The 18,524-nt window shown below is 67.4% G+C and carries 11 protein-coding genes and 1 pseudogene; 5 read left to right on the top strand and 7 right to left on the bottom strand.

What is annotated here, in order from left to right; all coding sequences use genetic code 11:
- The first annotated feature begins 83 nt into the window (after nt 1–83).
- Nucleotides 84–1,103, top strand: coding sequence for an ATP-binding protein (locus B1H50_RS03810; RefSeq protein ID WP_080462464.1), 1,020 nt, complete (start codon nt 84–86; stop codon nt 1,101–1,103).
- Between the two features lie 105 nt (nt 1,104–1,208).
- On the opposite strand, the gene B1H50_RS03805 is transcribed toward B1H50_RS03810, so the two are convergent.
- Nucleotides 1,209–2,723 carry an ATP-binding protein gene (locus B1H50_RS03805; RefSeq protein ID WP_229657940.1) on the bottom strand — a complete coding sequence of 505 codons (1,515 nt, stop codon included), beginning with the start codon at nt 2,721–2,723 and terminating at the stop codon, nt 1,209–1,211.
- 314 nt (nt 2,724–3,037) lie between these two features.
- Here B1H50_RS03805 and B1H50_RS09920 point away from each other — a divergent pair.
- Both B1H50_RS09920 and B1H50_RS09700 read left to right on the top strand, forming a co-directional pair.
- Nucleotides 3,038–3,833 (top strand): annotated as a pseudogene (locus tag B1H50_RS09920) (transposase); the annotation flags it as partial.
- Nucleotides 3,834–3,917: 84 nt separating this feature from the next.
- Nucleotides 3,918–4,073, top strand: coding sequence for a hypothetical protein (locus B1H50_RS09700; protein ID WP_158082821.1), 156 nt, complete (start codon nt 3,918–3,920; stop codon nt 4,071–4,073).
- Between the two features lie 170 nt (nt 4,074–4,243).
- Here the strand turns inward: B1H50_RS09700 and B1H50_RS03795 are convergent, their stop codons facing one another.
- From B1H50_RS03795 to B1H50_RS10070, 4 genes are read right to left on the bottom strand one after another with little or no spacing between them, the layout of a single operon-like run.
- A complete protein-coding gene (locus tag B1H50_RS03795; protein WP_080462594.1) occupies nt 4,244–5,965 on the bottom strand; it encodes an ATP-dependent nuclease in 1,722 nt (573 codons plus the stop codon).
- Entirely contained in the window at nt 5,914–10,734 is a 4,821-nt protein-coding gene (locus tag B1H50_RS03790; RefSeq protein ID WP_229657939.1) for a class I SAM-dependent DNA methyltransferase, read from the bottom strand. The genes B1H50_RS03795 and B1H50_RS03790 overlap by 52 nt, the downstream gene beginning before the upstream one ends.
- Nucleotides 10,734–11,270, bottom strand: coding sequence for a hypothetical protein (locus tag B1H50_RS09915; protein ID WP_229657966.1), 537 nt, complete (start codon nt 11,268–11,270; stop codon nt 10,734–10,736). The genes B1H50_RS03790 and B1H50_RS09915 overlap by 1 nt, the downstream gene beginning before the upstream one ends.
- Nucleotides 11,271–11,322: 52 nt before the next feature.
- Nucleotides 11,323–13,902, bottom strand: coding sequence for a helicase-related protein (locus B1H50_RS10070; RefSeq protein WP_268237219.1), 2,580 nt, complete (start codon nt 13,900–13,902; stop codon nt 11,323–11,325).
- Nucleotides 13,903–14,067: 165 nt separating this feature from the next.
- Between B1H50_RS10070 and B1H50_RS03780 the strand changes: the two genes are divergently transcribed.
- Together B1H50_RS03780 and tig are read left to right on the top strand one after the other, a co-directional pair.
- On the top strand, nt 14,068–15,513 hold the full coding sequence (locus B1H50_RS03780; RefSeq protein WP_143231758.1) for a L,D-transpeptidase family protein: 1,446 nt from the start codon (nt 14,068–14,070) through the stop codon (nt 15,511–15,513).
- A 178-nt stretch (nt 15,514–15,691) separates the two neighbouring features.
- On the top strand, nt 15,692–17,119 hold the full coding sequence (tig, locus tag B1H50_RS03775; protein ID WP_080462460.1) for a trigger factor: 1,428 nt from the start codon (nt 15,692–15,694) through the stop codon (nt 17,117–17,119).
- Nucleotides 17,120–17,328: 209 nt separating this feature from the next.
- On the opposite strand, the gene B1H50_RS03770 is transcribed toward tig, so the two are convergent.
- Entirely contained in the window at nt 17,329–17,670 is a 342-nt protein-coding gene (locus B1H50_RS03770) for a cupin domain-containing protein (protein WP_080462459.1), read from the bottom strand.
- Nucleotides 17,671–17,749: 79 nt separating this feature from the next.
- Entirely contained in the window at nt 17,750–18,511 is a 762-nt protein-coding gene (locus B1H50_RS03765) for a class I SAM-dependent methyltransferase (protein WP_080462458.1), read from the bottom strand.
- Between the last annotated feature and the right edge of the window lie 13 nt (nt 18,512–18,524).

Below are 18,524 nucleotides of genomic sequence, written 5' to 3'. Positions count from 1 at the left end.
AAAGGTGTGGCTAGTGCTGGGCTCGTGGGCCTGAGATGAGGCTAGCGCAGTGACGTGAAGCTGTAGGCCTGGCAGGCGAGAGGGTGTCTGTGCTGGAGGCGTTGCGGGGCCTCGTCCTCGAGGCGCGGACCGTCGGGGTGATGCTGCGGCTGCCCCCCCATCTGCTCAAGGGGGCGGACGAGCCGACGTCGTTCACCATCGAGTTCGTTGTCGGCCGCCCCCGGCCGGATGGCTTGGTTGAGGACCGCGTGTTCCTGTATGAGGTCGTTGCCGACCGGCGCCGCATCCACCGTGAGTCCCTTGTTGAGGTGCGCACGCGTACCGAGGAGGTGCTCTTTGAGCGTGACGAGAACGGGATCGAGCTGTATGGGGACCTCGACGAGAATGAGAGGGCGAACGCGCACAAGACGGTGATCGCGGACAACGAGACCTTCCTCGGTGTGCTGGGCGCAGACACCGAGAGCGCCGTGGCTCTCGCCTACGGATGGTTCGACCGGCATCTCGCGGTGATCCACCCGGGGGCCGAGTATGTGCACCTGCCGAGCCGGTTGGACGTCGACGCCGTCTTCACCAACGCGATGAACGCCGGTCTGACGCGAGCAGACACGGGCATCTCGAGACTAGACTTCGAGGACATGCGCGTTGGAGCCCTGTCGATACCCAGTGATGTGGTGGATGAACTGGTTGAGACGCTGCGGAAGACGGGTGGCACCGTCATGCTCTCAACGCGCAACGGCGACCATGCTCTCCTGACCCTCGACGATGATGGGGAGCCGGTGGTGCGGCGGCTGGTCGCACACCACGAGGTGGAGACGGGACCGGGTGCGGAGGACCGGCGCTCCTTCAGTCTGCGTCTGCGTGAGGAGTCCGACGGGACTCGGCGCTTCATGAACCTCCTGCCGATCCTCTTCCAGCTGCGGGGGCAGTGGATGAGCGCAGCGTCTTCGTCGTGGAGGAGTTGGAGAACTCCATGCACCCCAGGCTCACGGAGGAGCTCGTCATCGGCGGGGTCCCCCGGGTCTGAGGGGCAGCCGTGGTCAAGAAGTGCAAGACGTCGCGGAAGGATGAGCGACGAGGCTCGCGTCGAACGGGTACGAGGCTAAGTGCCCGGCATCGGGGGCCTGGCGCCGCTGGCATTCAACGGGTGACGAGCGCAGTGAGACTGTAAGTCATAGTCATAGTCGCACTTTCATACTGTGAGAGTGCGACTATTGGGGCGTCCGGCTGGTGCGGCGGTACGTCGTCTGCCGGTCTCCCCGGCCTCCGACCATCTCGACGAGCCCGGCGGTGAGCAGGCTGTTGAGCGCGTAGCGCGTCTGTGCCCGAGACATGCCTGTGCGTCGGCGCAGCTCGTCGAAGGTGCGTGGTGCGCCGAGCTGGTCCCAGACCGCAGGCGCGTTCTTCGAGGGGAAGGACGCGGGCCGGTTGCTTGGTGGGCGTGTCTGAGTGATGGCCTCGCGTGGTCGGGGAGGTGGAACGGGTGTGGTGCCTGCGTGACGCCACCTGAGGATCGCGGTGAAGGAGACGCCGCTGTCGCGGAAGACCGGCGCAGGCAGGCCTGCGGCGGCCGCGGCCTCGCGGATCTCCTTGATGCCACCGCCCTCTCCCTCGATCAGCCGGCTGCCGTCCTCCGTTCTGACGTCCTTGCAGATGTCATAGAGCGTGGGGTTGACGGCGGCCTTGCCGCCCGGTGTGCCGAGCTGGTCGACGGTGATCGCGCGTAGACCTCCGGGGCTCGTGACGATGAGCGTGTCGGCCTTGATGCGGACCTCCACCCGCTTGCCGTCAGTGACGCCGTCGAGGTTGCGGTGGACGAGTGCGTTGGCGATGAGCTCTCTCACCGCACGATTCGGCAGGGCCGAGATATCGCGGCCATGACCGGCGGTGTCGTATCCCATGTCAGTGGGGGTGTTGCGGGCGATCCACTGCATGACGTCCTGAAGGAGGTCCGGGATCGGGCCGGTGAAGTGGGCGAGGTCCTGCGTGCGGGTCTCGGCGCCTGACGGCATGAGAACCGCAGCGGTCACGCCGAGAGAAGGGCGTAGACCCTGTGGGTAGGTGCCGAGTGCGTAGAGGCCGGCGAGGGTGGCCTCGCCGGTGGTCGTGAGGACGCCGGTGGCGGTGAGGAGGGAGTCGGTGTCAAGCGGGGCAAGCCGGCGCGATCGAGTGCGCGCCTGACTGACGTAGGCCTCAACGAGCGATGTATCGAGCGAGCTCAAGGAGGTACTGGGGACGGCTGCGAGGTCCGGGTGCGTGGGGTTGGTCTGCTGGATCTTGAGCAGCTCGATTTGTGCGATCTCAAGATCGCTCATGCGGTAGTCGCCGTCGGACTGACGCAGGTAAGCGTTGCCGCGGTAGAACGCGGGCCGGTGCTGCAGCGGGAGACTGTTGACCCGGATGACGAGCACCTCGTTGCCGTCGACCTCCTCGATGGTGAAGTTGCAGGTGACAGGTGGGCTGACGGCCTCCCTGGCCTGCGCAGCGACGCCCTGCTCAAGCGTGGCGATGTTGGTCAGGCTGACGGGGGAGAAGCCGTCGTTCTCGTCCAGGCCGAGGATGATGAGACCGCCGCCTGGTGTGTTGGCGAAGGCGCAGAGCGTCTCGCCGAGGGCGGGACAACCGCCGCGAGAGGCCTTGACCTCGATGTCGGCCGAGTCTCCTCCACGCCGACGCAGGCGAGAGACAATCCCCGGCAGGTCTACCGAGCTCACAGTCATAGTCATAGTGCGAGATTAGCACTATGACTATGGCTATGACTGTGAGTGGTGCTCCGTGTGGGAGTGCGCTCAGTGTCTGGCTTGCCAGAAGATCTACTGGGACACGGAGATGCTGAGGGCCAGCGCGACCACCGACGCGGTCATCCGGCGTTGAACAGGTGGCACGTTGAGGTGCTGGCCATCGTCCTGCGATCTCCATCGTGAACATCCGTCGAGTCCAGATGGTTATAGACTCTTCGCAGTTGAGAGGGTGGGTGGCTGAGCGTGTCGGAGTCTTCCGATGATGGAAGTTGCTGCACGCCCATCTGGAAGGCCTCGACGTGCTTGATGCTACCTTCGCGGCCTCTGATCTGACGGTCTTGTGCCGTCTGGACGGGCCCGGTGTGGTGCCCTGTCGGCCAGCGTGTGGAAGCGGATCGGGCGGTGCAGCGAGTGCTGGGCCGCTCAACTAGGTCCTTGGTGCCGGGGTTGGGCCAGCAGGGCGCTGTCGCGTGGAACCGACGCGCGACAGCTCGCGCACGAGCCGTTGGGTCACCGCTCGACCACGCTGCTGGCGCGCGTGCGGCGCTACAGGTGTTGCGGATGGGGGCGCGCCTGGTGTGAGGACCTGACCCGTGCGGCGGCGCAGCGGGCGGGGCTGTCGCGTCGCGCGATGCGCTGGGCGTTGGAGACGCTGGCGATCGATCCCCTGACCGTTTCGCGCATCGCCGAAGGTCTTGGGGCCTCCTGGTGCACGGTCGATGACGCGGTCCTGGCCGAGGGCGAGCGCGAGTTGATCGATGACCCGGGCCGGTTCGACGGCGTGAGGGTCATCGGGGTCGACGATTCCCCCGCGCGCTACGCTCTCAAGCGGGTACCCCCCTGTGTGGCGTCACACGAGGTCTGGTGACAAGTACGCCACCGTGGTCATCGACCTGACCCCGGTGCACGACGGCGCCGGCCCGGCCCGTCTGCTTGACATGGTCCCCGGACGCTCCAAGCAGGTGTTCAAGACCTGGCTGGCCGAGCGCCCCAGGCCTGGAGGCAAGGTATCGAGATGGTCGCCATGGACGGCTTCACGGGGTGCGCCTGGCCGGTGACGCGCTCGACGGGTGCCACCGGCGCGTGTGGAAGGCCGCCACCGACACGAACGACCATTCCTTGTCGACCACCTCGCGAACCTCCTGCTCTTTGAACTCCTCAGAGTACTTCACCCTTGACATGCCTCCATCCTATCGAATCAAAGGAGGACGAAAATCCTCCTCTGTCCGAGAAGCACCACTCACCCCTCTGGCCGACAAGGGCTACACCGGCGCCGGCATCGGCGTCCTCGCCCCCGTCAAGGGCACCAACCTGCGCCCTGACGACCAGACCTAAAACAACCTCCACGCCGCTCTACGCTCGCCCGCCGAGACGGCACACGCGATGCTCAAGCACTTCAAAGCTCCCCAACGCGTCACCCTCGACCCACAGACCATCATCCATATCACCGCAACCGCGCTCGTCATCATCAACCTCAACAAGCACACCCGGTCAGAAAAGCTCATTCATGTCGAAATTTCATCGAGAAAGGAATTGAGTTCGTTAAGTAGTTTCGAACTGGGCTCGGATTCAAGTTTTACCTTCCGCTCATTCATGACTTTACTGTTGATTAGCTTGAGTAGTGCCTTTCCGCAAATGTTTCGCCAAGGCCGAGCCTTGTCTTGCTGCCAAGAATTCCACAACTCACCCGCTTCGGGGCCACCTCCCGTGGCGTGAAACTGTGATACGGCGTCCTTTCGTTTAGCGTCGAACTTGGCGCGTAGTTGTTGAATGTTTTCAGTTAGGATTGAGTCAAGAAGTTCTTGAGCCTCATGCTCGCTCTTCTCAAGCACTTTGGATACGTGTTCCGGCAGGCAGTAATATGCTTCCGTATCGGACAATGACGGAATAAACACGCACATCCCTGCATCTTCGTAAGGCTTTGACCATTGCTTGATCTCATCGTCGGTCAAGCAATCGCGATCACGATGGATGACAATCCTCGGTGTTATGTTAAGTTCATTCACGAGCGCGCTAAGCTGAGCCACTTTCGGTGCATTTTTAATCCCATCATATGAAAGGCAGGAAATCTGCGACGTTTCGGGCGTGGCCTCGATGCACTGCGTGAGTGATGAGCTACCCGAGTCTTCAGTATATAAGATGATCTTTGAACGACAGTCGAAGGAATCAAGGGCTCCGAGATCCAAGAGAACCTCGCTGATGTCGCGAGCGTCACAGTTTTCGACCTTGCCATCTTTCATCCAAACGACCCTGGTCCCTTCAGGTGCAGCGGTGATCATATGCCGAGAGTGGGTGGTTAGGACGATCTGGCAACCGATCGTATCTACAATCTCTTTTAAGGCGCTAATGAGTGTCTTTTGAAGGTCAGGGTGGAGGTGGCTGTCAGGTTCGTCGACAAGGAGTAGTGTCGGGCGGAATAGTAGTGCGTATGCTGCGATCTGAGTTGCTTGGAGAACACCTGTTCCCCAGAGGTCTATCGGAAGTGGTCTGTTGTTACCTACGCTTAGCCTGACGTAAATGTAACGATCGACCTCTTTGTCGAACTTTACTTCGAACTTAGCGTCAACGCCAACGATCTTGCTGAGAATCGCTTCAAGTGTGCGAATATTGCTTTCTTTGGGCCTATTCGATTCTGCGAGCTGGAGTAAGATGTTTCGAAATACAAGATTAGCTTCACCTCCTGCTGCGGTCCGAAGAATTGCGCCTCTACTCTTGTATTCTTCTCGCAACGGTATTCCGGTCAGGCCTGGCACGTATACGCTAAACAGAGTTCTTTTGTCGTCGATAGCTTTGCGGATTGGGTCAGAATCCTTTCCGGTTAGCTTGACTTTGACGTTGTTCTTATTGCTTGCCTTTCTCATGGTTATTCCGTAGGTGGATTCAGATGAAGCGTCGTCGGCCGTGCGATACGTGAATACTACCTCTCCGCCTTTCCCGTGTGCTTTGTAATCTTTCCCATGGCCTAGTTCGGGAAAGTTCTCTGTTGGAGAGTAGAATAGGTCGGCTTCGGGGATATTTCCTTTTCCTCCTTCATTTGAGTGCAATTGGGCGCAGCTAAAGGCTGTGTGGATGGCTTGTAGTACGCTACTCTTGCCAGAATTGTTGCCGCCGATCAGATAGGTGATGTTGTTTAGTGGAATCCCTGCTTGGGCGATTTTTTTGAAGTTTGAGACGGTCACCTTTGTAATGAAAATATCCGGAGCGCTTGCAGTTGTGCTTTCTGACATGATGTGTGCCCTTTTCGGGAAAGGTGACTATGAATGTGGTGGAAGTCGGATTCTCGGTCGCGGGTGCGGAAGGGGAGGGAATAGACATAGTTTACGCCCGAGCCGGGGTGGGGGTGGGTGCGCTCCGATAACGGCATGGCGTCGTTCGAGTCCGGACGGCCGCGCTTGGCCCAGGCCTGGCGCACCGGAGTTGGCACCTGCCGGCCGTTCGCGTCATAGATGTACGCGCCCTGGCCACGGCCATGATCGTAGTCGTACAGCACAGCGAACTGCGTCCGATAGATCGTGCACAGATCCTCCACCGGTACACCCAGCATCATTGCCACCATCACATCGATCTCCGCCTGGGCGTTCCGACGATCCTCAGCCCGACGCAACGGCACATCAGGCGTCCACACCGGACCCACCGGGCGCTCGTCATAACGCTCCAAGATCGGTGCATCATCGAGGAAGGACTCATCCCAGCACTCAACCCACAAGTCCGCATAGGCCTCGGTCATACAGTTGAGACGTAGGGCGCGGAATGCGACTCTGTGAGCTAACGGATTGTCGAGTGGAAGGGCAGGCAGCAGGTTGAAATCGTTGCCGCGGATGTCGTTGCGTGCACGGGAGCGAACCTGGAAGTCAGCGAGAAGGGATGACGCGAGTGCGGCCATGGTCGGTGCGGCTGATGATGCGGTATGTGGCATTGCGGCAGAGAACACTCCGTCCACATGGGCTGCGCCGGGAGGGATAATCGCGGGGATGAGGGTGCGCTCGCCGGTGTTAGCTGCCATGCGGCGCCAGGCGATGCGGTAGTGGTCGCGGGCGGAGGACTCGCCCCAGTGGGTGTACAGGCGGTCGTACGTGGCGCGGTCGCCCGCAGGCTTGTACTGAGTCACCGGCAGAGCGCGTGTAGGAAGAGCCTCAAAATCGGTCGCGGTCCAGTCCTGGTTATGCTTCATCGTCGCATTCGGACTCTTGTACAGAGGAGTGGAGACGTGAAGGTGTGGCCCCTGAAGGATGGCGTCCTCCCATGACGCCTTGCCCCAGGCCTTGGTGAATCGACCGCTGTTGAAGTCAGTGGTCTCGTTCCAGCCGCTTGAGAACCGGAGACCGAGGCTGCTGATGCGTGGATACGACGCGAGGGTCGATAGCGTGCGCGCTGCTGCGGAGTTGACGGTCGAGACCATGGGGGTCGATCTCCAGTCCTCTGCTTCGGTCACAGCCTGCCAGGTCCGCAGGACCGACCCGTCCACCCGCTGGATACGTGACGCATGCGGGCGCAGGTCCCACGTGCCCGTGTGCGGATCCTTGAAACCAGGCTCCTCACCACTGCCGTCATGGACGAGTGACCGCAGAACCGTGTCCGGATGGTAGAGCGACGTCGCATGAACGAAGGAGGGGGTGCGCTCCGACCCGTAGACGTGGATGCCATAGGCGTTGTGGTGGTCGATGTCGAACAGCTGGAGCTCATTGATGAACTGCCAGTGCCGGCGCAGGTGCCGGTAGGTGGCCGCCCTGAGAGCGGGTGTCTTGGCGTCGGTGAAGTGCGTCTCCATATGGATGAGACTGGAGATGCCCCGCTCACTCTGGTGCTCCCACACTTGGCACATGAAGGCTCGATAGAGGTCGGGGCGACCCTCCATCACCGGGTAGACGGTGGCGTCGCTGATGAACTCGCCGAGGACCTGGGTCTCGCTCGCACCGTCCACCACTATGTTCCGGATGCCGCGGCGGTCCAAGGTGAGGGGGAGACGCACTTTCCGCTCAGCCAGTGAGGGCTTGGAGGTGAGCACCCACCACGGGTCGCCGTCGGCAAGCAGCGTCTCCACCTCAACGTTGGGGCGCACCCACGGCGGGTTGCCCACCTGGAGGTCGAAACCGCCACGGGCGAAGACAGTGGCGAAGTCAAGCTCCCAGTGGAAGAAGCCCTGCTCGGCCGCCGCCGCCCGCACCACCTCCAGCCAGCGGTTCTCCGGGTCGGCGACGACAGCCGCAACCGGGCGGGCGCCCGCGAAACCGAGCTCTACCGCCTCCACGTCCTGAAGCTCCGCCCAGGTCGAGGCCTCAGCCAACGTCCTGTTAGTGCCCTTGGCGTCCTTGGGTGCCGTCCCGAGGATCCCCTCCAAAGCGTTTAGCCAGTGCTCCAGCGTCGGCGGGGTCACATCCGTCGTCAGCGGCCAGTACCACAGGGCGCACCACGCATCCATCACCAGGCGCAGGCGCCGGTAGGCCGAGTCCTCATCAGCCAGGTAGGCCTCGATCTCCTCACGGCTCACCGTCGAACCGGCGTCAGGCGCCACCTGGCGCCCCCACAGGTCGATGCGCCGGGAGGCCTCCGCCTCCGCCACCCGCAAGCGCCGCAGGCTCAGCTCCCACAGCACCTCCACGCGCCGCGCCAGCGCCGTCAGCCGCCGCACCTGCACCTTCGTCGGCGCCTTCGTCACCTCCCTGCGCCAGGTCTTGAGAGCCCTCAGGCGCTCAGCGTCCACAAGGCCCCGCACCTGCGTGGGCACCTCCACCGCGCTGCCCCAACCCTTGGCCGGCAGGAGAAAGTGGTGGACGCGATCCGATACGTCCACGGCCCCACCCAGGCGGCGGGCACCGTCGTCGTCCAGGGCCTCGGCAACGGCACTCAGCGGCTCGGCTACCGGTGCGTTCCTCAGCCACGCCCCCTTCTTCAGCTGTGAGACCGAGTACAGGGCGCGCTTAGCGCCCACGAGCGAGTTGCCGCGGCGCAGCCGCAGACCGAACCACGGCGCCGCCAGGCCCTCCACCATCGTGTCCAGCCATAGGGAGACCTCCGCCAGCTCCACCGCCGTCGCATTGAGGTCCACCCCATACACCTGGTGCAGCGCCAGGTACGCCCTCACCTTCGCCAGCTCGCGGGGACGCTCCTGCGGGTCAACCCGCTCACCCAGCTCACGCTCCCGGCGCGACAGGTACTGCTCCGCCAGCTGGCGCACCGCCTCGATGGCGAAGGCCCCCGAGCCCAGCGCCGGCTCGCACACCGTCAAGCCCAGCACCTCCTCAGCCGTCGTCGTGCGCCCATCGCAGTCCAGCAGCTCGGCCAGTGCCTGCTGCACCGTGAAGCGGGTAAGCACCTCCGGGGTGTAGAAGGAGGCCGAGCGCTGCCGGTCCCGGCCCGAGAGCCTAAAGACGAACTCGCCCGCCTCATAGGTCACATTTCGGCGCTCCCCGGTGGCCTCGTCGGTCACCGTCACGAAGTCCCGCTCCTCCAGGCCCTCCATGACGTCACGCGCCACCACCCACGAGCCCTTCGAGGCATCCCCGCCCGGGGCCACCTCCCACAGGCGCTCCGCAGCGAAGGAACCCGTGTAGCTCATGAGGCCCTCGTAGACCGCGCCCAGCTGGTTGATGCCCAGTTCCACGTAGGAGATGAAGCCGCGACCCGCCTTGCCGCCCTCCGTCGTCAGCAGCAGGCTGCGCAGCACCCGCAGCAACGCCGCGTTGCCCAGGCCCACCTCGTCGATGAGCGCCGTCGCCTCAGGGCGGAAGAGGTCCGCGCGCATCGGCTGGAACACCAGGCCGTCCACTGGCTCGTCGGCCCTCTCGCCCGCCGCCCGGGCGTTGTGCCCCTGGTCCACCAGGGCGAACAGCAGGCTCAAGGACTCATAGATGTGCGTGCCCGACTGGGAGGACTCCTCATGCAGCTCGCGCAGGCACAGCTCGCGCAGACGCTCCAGGCCGTAGCCGGCGTCGTACTCCGCGGCCCCCACCGGCAGCACACCCAGCTCCGGGCTCGCCTCCGCGTACAGCAGGAAGATGATCCGGTAGATGAACCGCAGTGACTGCAACGCCAGAGGCTGCGCCTGGGACTGGGGGAGCGGGGCCAGCCCCGCCGCCGCGCGACGGCGCACCACCTCGTTCGCGATGACCTCGATCGAGGAGCGCACCCCCTCACGCAGGTCCTTCGAGACCCCCACCGTGTGCGCCGCCGACTCCGCCAGCGTCGCCGTCCACCACGTCTCACCCTCCGGGCCGGGCACGAGGGAGGCAGCTTCCAGGCAGGCCAGGGCCCGTTCCACCTCACCGCCGCGCCTGACGTCATGGCGCTCGACGACGATCTGGACATCCACCGCCAGCCACCGGCCCTCCGGCCAGCGCTCCTTCTCCGCGATAAGCGCCCACCGCCCCGCCAGGACGAGGGCGAAAGTCGGGCCGTGCTCGTCCGTCATGAGTGTGGACAGCGCCCGGGATACCGACTCCACCGGCTCAGCGCCCTCTATGGGCGCGGCGGCCGGTTCGGCCAGGTCCACCGGCTCCCACGGCCCCGCCAGAGTCCGGCCGTCCTTGACCAGCAGGTCCTCCACCGCGGCCGCAGGGCGCGCCCGCAGCAGGGCCAGCGGGGCCGGGCCCTCGTCGCCGACAGTGCGCACCAGCGTCACCGGGCCGCAGTCGGTCAGCCGGTACTCGGCCGAGGCGAACCCCAGGACCTCGCGCAGCAGGGCGTCCAGCTCGGCGGACGCCTCCAGGGTGGCGGCGGTCAGGGCCAGCGTCCCGTCTGCCACGTTGCTGTCGGACGCGCCAGCGCCGTCAGGCGCGGGAAGCGCCGCCAGCAGCTCCTCCAGCCGAGGCCTGGCGGAGCGCAGACGCGTGCGCGGCGTCTGCACAGGCGCCGCGCCGTCGGCCGGCTTCTCCAGGTCCTCCCACTCCTTGCGGCGCTCCAGGACCCGCGCCAGGAAGGATCCCTTGGCGGCGTCGGTGGTGAAGTAGTGCTCACTGATCCAGTCCTCGCCCACGACGAGCGCGTCCGACACCGCCATCAGCGGCCTCCTTCCTCAGTGGTCTGCCGCGGCACGACGACGAGCAGCGGCCGGATGAGCGTATGGGCGGGCGAGTGCTGCGCGATGAGCTCACGCTCCTGGCCCACCGTGCGGCGCTGGGACCGCAGCTGGCGGTTCTGTAGGAGCCGGCCGGCGTCGTCATCCCACGAGTCCACTCGCGCCGCCCAGGCGCTCACCCGTCCCTCGGCGTCCGACGTGGCCGCATCGACCACTGTCTTCATCTGCGTGTGGGCTGCATCCACCGCCGGGGCGATAAGTGCGCTCAGCAGGTCCAGGTCTGCGGGTGCTCCCGGATTCGTCTGCCCCGGCCCGACCCCGACCGCAGTGAACATGGCCGCCGGTGAGGTGTGCGGTGTGGTTACGGCGGTAGGCGTGAGCGCGCGTCCTACCGCCACATCCGCGCGGGCCACCTCCACGTCCAGGAAGGGGAAGGCCACGCTCGCGCTCACCATCGACACCGTCCGACCCGCCCGGTTCGTCAGCGTCCCCAGGAGCAGGACGGTCGGAGCGTCCACCTCGCCATGGACAGCGAAAATCGAGGAGCGTCCCAGGCGCGCCAGCACCCGGTCACCCGCCCACTCCAGCACCGGGTGCAAGGGCCCCAGGTAGTGGGCCTCCGGCCAGGAGGAGTGACGAGTCGTCCCGCAGCGCCTGAGCCAGCAGCTGCGCGCCCTTACGGGCCGTAGTCGCCAACAGAAGGCGCTCGCGCACCCGGCGCTCCTGCAGGTAGGACTGCGGCAGGACCGCCAGACGGGCGCGCAGCCCCGGTGGGGGCACGAGCTCGGCCACGTGCTCGACGCCGTGCTCACGCCACGACACCCCGCCCCCGCCTGTCACCGGGTCGGCCTTCTCCTCCGGGCGCTCATAGAGCTCGGTGAGGGCCTGGCGCAGGTAGTCCACCTGCGAGGCGTACAAGGGGTGCTGGTCGGACGCAGGAGGCTGCCCGGACGCCGCCGTCGACGCGGGGGAGGAGAGGGGGCCGGCTAGCGGGGTGGTGCTGGCCGGTGGGGTGGTGCTGGAAGGCCGGGCCTCGCCGTCGGCAGGCGGAATACCGCCGACGCCGTGGGTTGCCGTGGTGGAGGGGACGACGCCGTCGGAGCGAGCTTCGCCGTCGGAGGGTGCCCCGCCCACAGCCGGCGCCGCCCCCGTCAGACGCGCGAACAGGGCCGCCATCGGGTCGCGCTCCAGAGCCTCCTCCACATCCGGCACGACGGCGTCGATATCCGTGCCCGCGGCCAGCGCCTCACGGATCGCCTTCTCCTCCTTCTCACCGGAGTACAAGCCCATAAGGGAGGCGGCGTCGCCCAGCGCCCGGTGCGCCTGGTCCTCCTTCTCCATCAGGCGGGTCAGCACCCGCACATCGCCGGAAAAGCCCGGGTCCGCCGGGCTGAGCAGCAGGGTCGTGATCTGGGGAGAGACCTCCTGGCCGTAACGGTCGATCCGGCCATTGCGCTGCTCGATGCGGATGAGTGACCAGGGGATGTCGTAGTGGATGAGCTCATGGCACTGGGCGTGCAGGTTGACGCCCTCCGAGGCCACATCGCCGGTCACCAGGACGCGCACCGGCGTATGCGACTGGCGGAAAGCCTCGACGATCTCCTGCTGCTCGACGTCCGACAGGCTGCCGTGCATGACCCGCACCGCCTCCTCCGGCAGACCCAGGTCCTCACGCAGGTGCTCCGCCAGCCAGGTCAGGGTGGCGATGCGCTCGGCGAACACGACGACCCGCTGCGGCGAGCGGCGCCCGATGCCGATCCGCTCCAGCTCTTCCACCAGCGCCCGGTACTTGCCCGAGTCCGTCGTACTCGCGACCACCGCCAGCTCGCGCAACCGGGTGAGGGCCCGCGCCTGCTCCGAGGAGGCCAGCGCCTCCTCGCTCGCCGCGCGGGACCGGCGCCGCGCCATGCGCTCATCAATCGTCTGGATAAGAGCCGCCGGGGAAGACAGGAAGGCCTTCGCCAGCGTCCACGAGAAGAGGGCTTCGCCACCCCGGCCCGTGCCAGGGACCAGTCCGGGAGCCGCGGCGCCGTCGGGCCGGTGCAGCCAGGAGCGGGACAGCTCCGCGGCCACCGCCTCCTCCGCCGGGGACGGCTCCACCAGCCGGTTGACCGGGGTGAGCCGCTCCTTCCACCGGCCGCCCACGACGTCGCGCACCTGAGGAGAATGACGGTGACGGCGGATGACGAGCCGGCGCACGGCCTCCTCGTCGAGGGCGCCATCCGGGCGCACCGCCGTCGGCTCCAGCAGCCGGATGAGCTCGGCGAAGGACGCGGGATCTCCATTGTGTGGGGTCGCGGAGGCCAGGATGAGGGCGTCGGTCTGACGGGCCAGGACGTCAGCCAGACGGTTGTTGAGCGTGCCCCGGTTCGTCACGTTGTGCGACTCGTCGATGACGACGGCGTCCCAGTGCTGGCGGCGCAGGTGGCTGAGGTAGCGGTCGGACTTGAGCGTGTCGATCGAGATGATCGCGCGGTGGTAGACGGAGAAAGGATTGCGGGTGGCCGGCACCGAGCGCCGCACCCGCTGGATGCCCAGCGAGTCCAGGCGCACGAAGGGCAGGGCGAAACGCGACCACATCTCGTGCTGCATCTGCTCCAGCACATGGCGCGGAGTGACGATGAGGATGCGCTGGCCACGGCCCCGGCGCACGAGCTCGGCCAGGATCATGCCGATCTCCAGGGTCTTGCCCAGCCCGACGGCGTCGGCCAGCAGGATCCGCGGGCGCAGGTTCGCCGGGTCCAGGGCCTGGCGAACCGCGGTGAGCTGATAGGGCAGGGGGTCAGCCAGCATGCCGCCGACCACCGCCAGGTCCGTGGAGACCGCGGGCAGCGGGGTCTTGCGCAGCGTCGCCTCCAGCCACAGGCGTGACAGGCGATAGCCGGGCGAGGGGTCCGCCACTACGCGGGTACGGCGAGGATCCACCGGGGTGATGCGGTCCAGGCTGGCGCTGAACTGGGCGGTCGTGTCCTGCACCAGCTCGGACAAGCCCTGGACGGACACGAGCATGCCGTCGGCGTTGTGTGAGACCTGGGTGACCAGCCACTCCTCATCGCGCACGCGCACCACCGAGCCGGGCGAGACGTCGAGGGAGGCGGGGGCGGTGCCTGGAGAACCGGATGGAGGAGGGGCGGGGACGGACGTGGTCACGGGTATGATCCTAGGCAGCGGAGAACGCCTCCGGGGCCCTGCCAGGGCGTGCGCTGTACTTCACCGGTGCTCGGGCCCCACCCCTCCCCACCGGCGCCGCTCCGGGCCGTCGCGCTTGAGCAGGCCGAATATGTCGCGCTCGGGCGAGGCGTTTACTCTGTGGTGATGCGGCACGGCGCGGGGAACGCACGAAGGCCGGGGCGGTGGCAGATCGCCCCTGCCTGCGCGCTCGTGCTCAGCGGGGCCGCGATGGTCGGCGGCTACGCGCAGGCCCACGACGACGTCGCCCTGCCCGGCACCACCATCGCGGGGTGCGATGTCAGCGGCCTCGACCACGACCAGATCGTCGGCCTCATCTCCAACCGCTTCAATGATGCCCGGGTGACCATCCGCGTCGGGGAGTCCAGCCAGACGGCCACCCTCGCCCAGGCCGGGGTCGTCCTCGACGCCGACGCCACCGCCAGGGCCGCCGTCGATGGCGCGGGCTCCTTCGGCCCCACCCTGCGATCGATCATCGGGCCCCGCGAGGTCATCCCCGCGGTCGCCCTCGACGAGGATGTCTTCGCCGGCTTCCTCGCCTCCGCCCAGGCCCTCGCCGGCACCGCCCCCGTGCCCGCGCGGATCCAGCTCAGCGCCGACGGGACCGCCTTCGAGGTCGTCCCCGACTCCTCCGGCACCGGCGTCGACGGCGCCGCCATCCGCGCCTCCCTGACTACCTCTGCCCGCTCGCTGAGCGGCGGCGACATCACCGTGGCCGCGGCCCCGCAGGAGGCCCCGACCACCACCTCCCACGCCGAGGCCGCCGTCACCGAGGCCAACGCGCTCATCGTCGGAGGCGTCACCCTCACCGGCGCCGGCTCCTCCTGGACGGCGACCACCGCCGAGAAGGCCTCCTGGGTCACCACCACCGCCACCGATGAGGGGATGACCGCCCGGATCGACCCCGCCAGGGTCCGCGCCTGGGTGGACTCTCACCGAGCCGAGGTGGACAGGGCGCCGGTCGATGCGATCACCAACGTCGACGCCGCCGGTAACGACCTCGGCCTGGCCCGCCCCGGCCGGCCCGGCACGCGCACCACCAACGCCCAGGAGATCGTCGACGGCATCGCCTCGGCCCTGAGCGCCGGGACCGACTACTCCGGTGCCCTCGCCTCCGAGCCCGTCGCCCCCTCCACTCGGACCCGCACCGTCCCCTCGGGCCCCGAGCGCTTCGCCTACCGGGCCGCCGACGGTGAGAAATGGGTTGATGTCAACCTCACCGACGACACGATGACCGCCTATGTCGGCACCACCGCCGTCCACGGCCCCGTGAGCATCAACCACGGCGAGGAGTCCGGCGAGTGGGCCACCGAGCTCGGCACCCACCACGTCTACCTCAAGAACGAGTCCCAGGACCTCGGCTGCACCCCCGGATTCCCCTACTGCCAGAAGGGCGTCCCCTGGATCGCTTACTGGGATGGCAACTTCGCCATCCACGGCGCCCCCTGGGTCAGCGAGTTCGGCTACAACTCCGGTCAGACCAGCCACGGCTGCATCAACGCCCCCGTCGAGGAGGCCCACTGGTTCTACGACTTCGTCGAGATCGGCACCACCGTCGTCACCCATGAATGAGGCCGCCGCGGTCGGCGGGCGGGCCCTCTGCCGGTTGTGCCCAGCGCCATAGGCGGGGGCTCCCGGCTGTTTTCACCGCTCACCGGCGAGTGCCATAGGATGACCGGGATTGACGCCGTCCATGGGCGTCCGCCGGACGACGGCGCACCTGCAACCCAGCATTCGGAGTAGATCCCCCGTGAAGAGCACTGTCGAGAACCTAGACCCCGCGCGCATCAAGCTGACCGTGGAGGTCCCCTACGAGGAGCTCAAGCCCAGCCTCGACGCCGCCTACAAGGAGATCGGCTCGCAGGTCCAGGTCCCCGGCTTCCGCCGCGGCCACGTCCCCGCCCGCATCATCGACCAGCGCATCGGCCGCGCCTCCGTCATCCAGGAGGCCGTCAACAGCGAGCTGCCCGACCGCTACCGCGACGCCATCGCGGAATCCGGCCGCGTGCCGCTTCTCCAGCCCGAGGTCGAGGTCACCGAGCTGCCCAACGTCACTGGCGAGAACGGCGGCCAGCTCGTCTTCACCGCCGAGGTCACCGTGCGCCCCGAGTTCGACCTGCCCGAGCTCGAGGGCGTCGAGCTGACCGTCGACGCCGTCGAGGTGGGCGAGCAGGACATCGACGCCGAACTCGACTCCCTGCGCGCCCGCTTCGGCTCGCTGAAGTCCGTGGGCCGCAAGGCCAAGACCGGCGACTTCGTCACCATCGACCTGACGGCCGTCATCGACGGCGAGGAGGTCGACTCGGTCTCCGGGGTCTCCTACGAGATCGGCAAGGGCAACATGCTCAAGGGCCTGGACACGGCCCTGCGCGGCCTCAAGGCCGAGGAGTCCGCCACCTTCACCACCGAGCTCGCCGGTGGCGAGCACGCCGGCGAGCAGGCCGAGGTCACCGTCACCGCCTCCGCCGTCAAGCAGCGCGAGCTGCCCGAGGCGGACGACGAGTTCGCCCAGATGGCCTCCGAGTTCGACACCATCGCCGAGCTGCGCGAGGACCTCGCCAAGCAGGCCACCGACCGCAAGACCGCCGAGCAGGCCGTCGCCGCCCGCGACGCCCTGCTCGACCTGCTGCGCGACAGGATCGACTTCGAGGTCCCCCAGGCCGTCATCGACAACGAGATCACCCAGCACCTGGCCGCCGAGGGCAAGGAGGACGACGAGGAGCACGCCGCCGAGATCCGTGACGACGTCACCGGCGGCGTGCGTGACCAGATCATCCTCGACGTCCTGGCCGAGACCCTCGACGTGCGCGTCGACCAGAACGAGCTCATGGACTTCCTCTTCCAGACCGCCCAGCAGTACGGCATGGAGCCCGGCCAGTTCATCCAGGGCGCTCAGCAGGCCGGCCAGATCCCGGCCTTCGTCTCCGAACTCGCCCGCAACAAGTCCCTCGCCCTGGCCCTGCGCCAGGTGACCGTCAAGGATTCGGCGGGCAAGGAACTCGACCTCAGCGAGTTCATCGGCTCCGATGAGGCCGACGCCGCCGCCATCGTCGACGAGGTCGAGCGCGTCTCCACCCCGGCCGACACCGACGAGAAGAACGGCTCGGCCTCCTCCTCGCCGTCCAGCCCGTCCTCGGCCTCCTCCGCCAGCGCCCCGAGCGCCGACAGCGCCAAGTGAGCTGAGTCCGCCTCCCCGTGGGGCCCGCCACCGTCTCGGTGGCGGGCCCCACGACTGCGCTCGGGCACCGCCCGGGCGGTCGTCCCTGGCCGGGGGACCGCCCTCGTGGCGGGGCGCCTGCGGTGGGCGGGGCGTTTCCGCGCCGCAGCGCACGGCCCGGTGAGGCCTTTCCAGGCGGCCCTCACGGGACCGTTCCGGGTGGGGCTCGCTTACTGGCCGCCGACGTCGACCATGACGAGCTGCATGCGGCAGGCGGTGATGGCGGTGAGGGCATGGCGGTCGCCCGGGGCCAGGTAGACGACGTCGCCAGCGGCGAGGCGCTCGGTCCGCTCGCCGATGGAGAAGTCCATCTCGCCCTCCAGGAGCGTGACGACCACCGCCTTGGGGGAGGCGTGCTCGGTGAGCAGCTGGCCGGCGTCGAAGGTGAAGATCACGGTGCGCAGGACGTCGTTGTTGACGACGACCCGCGACGTCGTGGCCTCCTCGCTCACGGGAAGGGCCTCATTGAGGCCCAGGCGGAACAGGGACTCGGTGATGGGTGTGGTGGGCATGGTGCTCCTTTCACGGTCGGGTGCTGACGGATGGGCGGATGGGGCCGTGCCGGGTCGCCGTGGCTGACTCGGCTCGCCCTCAGGCCGGAGCGGGCTTGCGAGCGACGATACCGACGGCGCTCAGCAGCTCTTCCTGCGCCCGGAAGGTCTCGCGCATCGCCCTGATGCGCTCCAGGGCGCCGGGCGTGCGCCGCACGGCGCGCCAGAAGCGGAGGGCCCCGAGAATCCCCTCGTCGGCGATGAGGCGGCGGGGCTCGAGCAGGCGCATCGGGGCCGTCCCGGTCCACACGACCTCCAGTCCCGCCCCCGTCAGGAGGGCGCGCCACTCCTCCTCGGGCAGGGGCCTGGCCCCGACCCTGATGATCCGGGACAGGCGCTTGCGCGCGGCCTCCCTCTCCTCCTCTCCGCGATCGGCGCGCAGGGCGAGCTCGTGGATCGCGTACCGGCCCCCGGGGGCCAGGAGCCTGGCGGCCTCGGCGATGATCGCCCTCTTGCCCTCCTGCGACTGCATGGTCAGCATCGCCTCGCCGACGACGAGATCGGCCTCGCCCGTGGGCAGCCCCGTGTCGGCGGCATCGGCGATGACGTACTCGGCCCGCGGGTGCCCCGCGAGGACGGCGGCGACCCGCTCGCGGCCTTCCGGGTTGGGATCGACGGCCCGGTAGGAGGCGGGGGAGGAGCCCAGGAGGAGCTCGGCGGTGCGCCCGACGCCCGGCCCCAGCTCGACGATGCGCTGCCCCGGGCGGATGTCGACCGCCTCGAGGAGACGGCGGGTGAGCTCGATGCCGCCGGGGCGCAGCACCCGCTTGCCGAGCTTGGCGAGCAGCCAGTGCCCCTGCATGCGCGAGGCCTCC

Origin of the sequence: Actinomyces gaoshouyii, assembly GCF_002072175.1 — a bacterium.
GTDB classification, from domain to species: Bacteria; Actinomycetota; Actinomycetes; order Actinomycetales; family Actinomycetaceae; genus Actinomyces; species Actinomyces gaoshouyii.
Note: the sequence above shows the minus strand (reverse complement) of the source record. Positions and strands in the feature narration are given on the sequence as shown.

Excerpts from the sequence above, each read along its gene's own strand:
- B1H50_RS03790 (WP_229657939.1), bottom strand. The coding sequence starts at position 10,734 with ATGGCGGTGTCGGACGCGCTCGTCGTGGGCGAGGACTGGATCAGTGAG.
- B1H50_RS03770 (WP_080462459.1), bottom strand. The coding sequence starts at position 17,670 with ATGCCCACCACACCCATCACCGAGTCCCTGTTCCGCCTGGGCCTCAAT.
- B1H50_RS03765 (WP_080462458.1), bottom strand. The coding sequence starts at position 18,511 with ATGCAGGGGCACTGGCTGCTCGCCAAGCTCGGCAAGCGGGTGCTGCGC.
- B1H50_RS03805 (WP_229657940.1), bottom strand. The coding sequence starts at position 2,723 with ATGACTATGACTGTGAGCTCGGTAGACCTGCCGGGGATTGTCTCTCGC.
- B1H50_RS03795 (WP_080462594.1), bottom strand. The coding sequence starts at position 5,965 with ATGTCAGAAAGCACAACTGCAAGCGCTCCGGATATTTTCATTACAAAG.
- B1H50_RS09700 (WP_158082821.1), top strand. The coding sequence starts at position 3,918 with ATGCCTCCATCCTATCGAATCAAAGGAGGACGAAAATCCTCCTCTGTC.
- B1H50_RS03780 (WP_143231758.1), top strand. The coding sequence starts at position 14,068 with ATGCGGCACGGCGCGGGGAACGCACGAAGGCCGGGGCGGTGGCAGATC.